Origin of the sequence: Nocardia sp. NPDC058497, assembly GCF_042720195.1 — a bacterium.
GTDB lineage: Bacteria > Actinomycetota > Actinomycetes > Mycobacteriales > Mycobacteriaceae > Nocardia.
Window position 1 is genome coordinate 1 of the sequence record NZ_JBHXMY010000079.1, and the last position, 5,041, is coordinate 5,041.

The window sequence follows — 5,041 nt, forward strand, 5'->3', positions numbered from 1 at the left end:
GACACCGCCCTGACACCGCCGTGCCAGTGGTGTGTCAGGGCGACGTCAGCGCGGCCGCCGACAGTGTTTCGTGTGAACAGCACAGCACTCGCCGACCCGGCCTTCGGTCCCGCCCTCGACCCGATGCTGCGCGCGCAATGGCCGGGCCTGCTCACCCGCGTGCGGCAGTTTCCGCGCGGCGATCACGCTGTCGCCCAGCTGATCCGCTTCGCCCTGGTCGGCGGCGCCAGCAATATCGCCTATGTGCTGTTGTTCCTTGCCTGCGCCGGGTTCGGCCCGCTGGCCGCCAATACGATCGGCTCGATCGTCAGCACGGTGATCGCGAACGAACTGCACCGGCAGCTCACCTTCCGCGCGGCCGGACGGGTCGGCTGGTTCACCGCGCAGTGGGAGGGCGGCGGGTTGGCGCTGATCGGCCTGCTGGTCAGCACCGCGGCGCTGGCAGGCCTCGAGTCCCTGGCACCGGGACTCGGCCAGATCACGCAAGCGGGGGCCGTGCTCATTGTCATGGCGGCGGCAGGTGGCCTGCGCTTCCTGGCCCTGCGCGGCCTGGTGTTCTGAGCCTCAGTGCGTGGGTCGAGTAGTGGCCCTAGGGTCATGCCAGAGGCCCAGATCGAAGTAGAGCGTGGTCATGGAGTCCCACATAGTCGACCACGGCTGCTTCGGCCCTGTGCATCGCCAGACGGCGACCATGCGGTCGATGCCGGGGATACCCATGGGATCGTCGAGGTGCACCACACGCTCCACCTGAGCGAAGCGGGTACGCAGGTCGTCCTCAGCGGTGTCGAGCCCGACGTAGATCACCGTGGTCGCCGAGTCCGGTGGCGGGCCGAAGAAGCCGAAGCCCCGGCTCGGACTGTAGGTGGCGGGCAGGTCGTACTGCCCGCCGAACTGCTCGATGGCACCCGCTTGGGGATAGCCTTGTGCGACGACGACGGCATTGGTCTTCTCTTCCGGCGTCAGCGTGTCATAACCTGTGCCGACGGCCGCGACCAGGGATGACCAATTTGTGTTTCCGAAGAACGCCGCCCTGAGTCCGAGATCGATAGCGTCCCGGGCCTCCGTGCGCCAGCTGGGTGACAGAGGTACCACCGTGAGGGTGACGATCACTGCCAGCACCGAGAGCCCGGCGATCGGGACCAGCGCCCGATTCATCCATCGTTTCCGGTCGTACTGCCACAGACCCACGGCGCCGAGTGCGAACACGGCGGGAAACAGGCCCCCCGGATAGTAGGGCCGACCATGGGTGAGCATGACGAAGGCGGTCATGATCACCAGCGCCACCGCGATGAAACGGTAGGGCCGCAGCGACTCCTGCTTGAACGCCGCCCACATCCCGACCGCGAGCAGCAGGGTGCCCATGACGCCCGCCAAGATGGGCCACTGCGGCAGGAATCCCACCGGACCGTATCCGGTGGCGTCCTGCTCCGCGCCGATCACCGCTCCCATGGCAAGCTGTGGCCAGTTGTGCTGCGACTGCCAGTAGAGGATCGGGACCAGCGACGCGGCGAGTATGCCGGTCGCCGCCCACAGCGCGGGGCGACGCAGCATTTCGCGGGGACCACACAGCACGACCGCCAGGCCGAGGCACGCCCACACGATCGGGATCATCCACTTCACCTGCATGTCCACGGCAGCGACCAGTCCCGCTACCACGATCAGCCAGTCCTGCCGGGTGCGAACCCAGCGAATGAACAGCCAGGTGATCACGGCCGTGAGGGTGGCGTCGAAGGAAAATGTGCTCAGTACGACCTGATTGGCCGCCAAGCCCGACATCGCATAGGTTGCGGCGGCGAGCATCTGGGCGCGGTGGCTACCACGCAGCTCATAGGCGATCAGCGCCGCCACCACGATCGCACCGACACACATCACGACCGCGGGGAATCGCAGTGCCGTCACCGATCCCGGTGCGAGCTGGTCCGCGATCCAGGCGAAAAGGGGCACCACTACGCCCTGATCCGCGTAGGTGTAATCGAGTCGTCGTCCGGCGGAAAGGAAATAGAGTTCGTCACCGAAGAATTCGTATCTGCCCGCCGTCACCGTCAGCGCTATCGCGGCGATCGAAGCGATCAGCGCGACGCCGCGAAGAGCGAACGACGGGTCGGTATCCGGAAGGTCTTCGGGCGCGGTGCGAACCGCGACGACCGCTGTCATGAACTGCCCCTGATGCTTTTCGACAGAAGCGTTCGACGCCCCGCCCTGCGGTGACGTCACACTCTGTTCGCTGGTGAACCAATTCCTCCCCGGCAGCGAACTTGATGAGCGCGGGCGCCCGAGGTCCTGCTCGGATTATTCAGTTTCACGAAACGTTAGTGGCTGCCGACAGGGTCCGCAAATGGGTCGCATACCAATAGCGGTTCGCTGTGATTAGACCGGGCTCGGCTGGGTAAATAAGTGATCTCGGCGATACATTGCACGCCGCGTCTATGAATTCTCCGAATTGATTAATTCGGCACGTTGAATTGCAGAACGAGCCTTTCATCTGAAAGAGGTTGACATTGACCGTGCGTCAACGTTGCAGGGTTGTCGCATGACGAACAACAGCACTCCCCCGACTCGGCTCGCGCCGCCGGTCGGCGGGTTCCAGGAAGTCGACGGCCGCCGCATCTTCGTGCACCGGTCGGGTGTTGGCGGGCCTGCCGTGGTGTTCCTGCCGGGCGCGAGCGCGGTCGGCCTGGACTACTTCGGTGTCCAGCAGCAGGTTTCGCGGTTCACCACCGCCGTGGTGTACGACCGCGGTGGCACCGGCTACAGCGACGCCCTCCCGCTGCCGCGCACCGCCGCCGCGGTCGCCACCGAACTGCGCGAGCTGCTGCGCGCCCAGCACATCCCCGGACCCTACGTTCTCGCGCCCCACTCGCTCGGCGGCTTCTACGCGCACCGGTTCGCGCAGCTGTACCCGCGGGATGTGGCCGGACTGGTCTGGATCGACGGCCTGCACCGCGACTGGGACGATTTCATGCCGCCCGCGATGCGACTGGCCGAGGCGGAGCGGATGGGCACCGATCCGGAGCAGCTCGAACAGCTGCGCCCGGCTCTGCGTCAGATGCACGCCGAGTTACTCGCGGCCTACCCGGAGCACATCCGGCGATCGCTGGTCGAGGCCAAGGCCAGCGACGAATGGACCCGCGTCGGCATCGCTGAGCGCGGCAACCTGACCGCACTGGCCGCCGAACTCCACGCCGGGCCTGGACTTCCCGATGTCCCCGTTGTCGCGCTCAGCGCGCTGGGTCCCGACCCCACCCAGCCGCCGGAAACGCTGCGGCGGACGCACGATGGCAGGCGGCGAATGGACGCAGCCCTGGTGGGCGGCCTCTCGCAGGGAGACCACCGCATCCTCGCCGACACCGTGCACCACCGGCTCTGCTTCGACCGCCCCGACGCCGTGGTCCAGGCCGTTCGCGATGTCGTCGACCGAGCCGCACGCACCTAGACTGGACATGATCATGTTCGGCGTAGACCCGAGGAGGACGGTGCTCACGATCGGCCAGCTCGCGGCCACCGCGGGCGTGACCGTGCGCACCGTCCGCCACTACCACCACGTCGGCCTGCTCCCCGAGCCCGACCGCGACGCCTCCGGCTACCGCCGCTACACCGCGCAAGCGGCAGTAGATCTCATCCGCATCAGAACCCTCGCCGACGCCGGTGTCCCCTTGTCCCGCATCGACGCACTCCTGCACGCCCAACCGCCCGAATTCGCCGCGGCCATCACCGACATCGACGCCGCACTCCAGCGCAAAATCGCCCAGCTCACCGAATACCGCACCCGGATAGCCGAATTGGCCGGCGGCGAAAGCCTCGTCCTCCCACCCGAGGTCGTCGCCATCCTGAACCGCATGCGCGCCCTCGGAATCAGCGAACAGCGAATACTCCTCGAACGCGACTCCTGGATCCTGCTGCGAGCCCTTGACCCGGACGCCGTACCCCGGCGCATCCGCGAGAAGAACGCCGAGTTGGACGACCCCGAAACCACCCGCCTCTACCTCGCGGTCGACCACTCCATCGACTGGAACCCCCACGATCCACGCCTGGACCAGCTCATCGACGACCTGGATGCCTGGGAAATCGCCCACGCACGAGACACCGGAAAACCGACAACCCGCAAACTGGTCTCCTCGCGAATCTCCGAGTCATCCCCATCCTGGCAACGCATCGTCGACACCCTCGCCCACCGCGCCGAACAACGTAATCACTGAATAGTCACCTGGATACCGGCAACTCTCCCGCCTCCATCGCGGACGTTGACAGGCACCAAGAGCACTGATACCTATGAGCTATGACTGTGCCGGATGATTTCGAGTTCGAAGCCGTCTACCGAGGCACCGGTGGCCCGTTCGGGCCGGGCGTCAAACCGCCGTGGAGTATCGGGGAACCCCAGCCCGAACTCGCCGCGCTGATCGAGCAGGGCGAATTCCATGGCGATGTCCTCGATGTCGGATGCGGGGAGGCAGCGATCTCGCTGTATCTGGCCGAGCGGGGCTACACCACCGTGGGATTGGATCTGTCGCCGACCGCGATCGAGCTGGCCCGCACCGAGGCCACCCGCCGCGGCCTGGCCGACGCCTCCTTCGAGGTCGCCGATGTCACCTCCTTCACCGGCTACGACGGCCGCTTCGGCACCATCGTCGACAGCACGCTGTTCCATTCGATACCGGTCGAGTCGCGGGCGGGCTACCAGCAGTCGATCGTGCGCGCCGCCGCACCGGGCGCGTCGTATTTCGCGCTGGTGTTCGACCGGGCCGCCCTGCCCGAAGCACCCGTTCCGGGGCCATCGCCGGTCACCGCCGACGAGCTTCGCGAGGCAGTGGAGAAGTACTGGGTGGTCGATGAGATCAGGCCGGCGCGAATCCATGGCAACATGCCGGCCGACGACTTCCGGCCGACCGCCGACGGCCCCCGGTTCCGGTTCGAGGGGATGCGCGACGAACCCAGTGGCCGCAAGTCGGTTCCCGCCTGGCTGCTGTGCGCCCACCTGGGCTGATCCCTCCACCTACAAACGAAGAACGGCCCATGCTCTCCATGATCCTGGGCCGCCTACGAG

5 protein-coding genes are annotated in these 5,041 nt (G+C 66.7%); 4 read left to right on the plus strand and 1 reads right to left on the minus strand.

Annotated elements, in window-relative coordinates:
* Positions 1-123: 123 nt before the first annotated feature.
* The gene (locus ACFWPJ_RS08455; RefSeq protein ID WP_378848875.1) at positions 124-561 is read left to right on the plus strand and encodes a GtrA family protein; all 438 of its coding nucleotides are present in this window, start codon (positions 124-126) and stop codon (positions 559-561) included.
* A 3-nt stretch (positions 562-564) separates the two neighbouring features.
* Here ACFWPJ_RS08455 and ACFWPJ_RS08460 read toward each other — a convergent pair whose 3' ends face one another.
* Positions 565-2,154 carry a glycosyltransferase family 39 protein gene (locus ACFWPJ_RS08460; protein ID WP_378848851.1) on the minus strand — a complete coding sequence of 530 codons (1,590 nt, stop codon included), beginning with the start codon at positions 2,152-2,154 and terminating at the stop codon, positions 565-567.
* A gap of 376 nt (positions 2,155-2,530) precedes the next feature.
* On the opposite strand from ACFWPJ_RS08460, the gene ACFWPJ_RS08465 reads away from it, so the two are divergent.
* From ACFWPJ_RS08465 to ACFWPJ_RS08475, 3 genes are all read left to right on the plus strand, one after another.
* On the plus strand, positions 2,531-3,433 hold the full coding sequence (locus tag ACFWPJ_RS08465; protein WP_378848853.1) for an alpha/beta fold hydrolase: 903 nt from the start codon (positions 2,531-2,533) through the stop codon (positions 3,431-3,433).
* A 13-nt stretch (positions 3,434-3,446) separates the two neighbouring features.
* Positions 3,447-4,196 carry a MerR family transcriptional regulator gene (locus ACFWPJ_RS08470; RefSeq protein ID WP_378848854.1) on the plus strand — a complete coding sequence of 250 codons (750 nt, stop codon included), beginning with the start codon at positions 3,447-3,449 and terminating at the stop codon, positions 4,194-4,196.
* Positions 4,197-4,276: 80 nt separating this feature from the next.
* Positions 4,277-4,981, plus strand: coding sequence for a class I SAM-dependent methyltransferase (locus tag ACFWPJ_RS08475; protein ID WP_378848856.1), 705 nt, complete (start codon positions 4,277-4,279; stop codon positions 4,979-4,981).
* The last annotated feature ends 60 nt before the right edge of the window (positions 4,982-5,041 follow it).

Excerpts from the sequence above, each read along its gene's own strand:
- ACFWPJ_RS08455 (WP_378848875.1), top strand. The coding sequence starts at position 124 with ATGCTGCGCGCGCAATGGCCGGGCCTGCTCACCCGCGTGCGGCAGTTT.
- ACFWPJ_RS08460 (WP_378848851.1), bottom strand. The coding sequence starts at position 2,154 with ATGACAGCGGTCGTCGCGGTTCGCACCGCGCCCGAAGACCTTCCGGAT.
- ACFWPJ_RS08465 (WP_378848853.1), top strand. The coding sequence starts at position 2,531 with ATGACGAACAACAGCACTCCCCCGACTCGGCTCGCGCCGCCGGTCGGC.
- ACFWPJ_RS08470 (WP_378848854.1), top strand. The coding sequence starts at position 3,447 with ATGTTCGGCGTAGACCCGAGGAGGACGGTGCTCACGATCGGCCAGCTC.
- ACFWPJ_RS08475 (WP_378848856.1), top strand. The coding sequence starts at position 4,277 with ATGACTGTGCCGGATGATTTCGAGTTCGAAGCCGTCTACCGAGGCACC.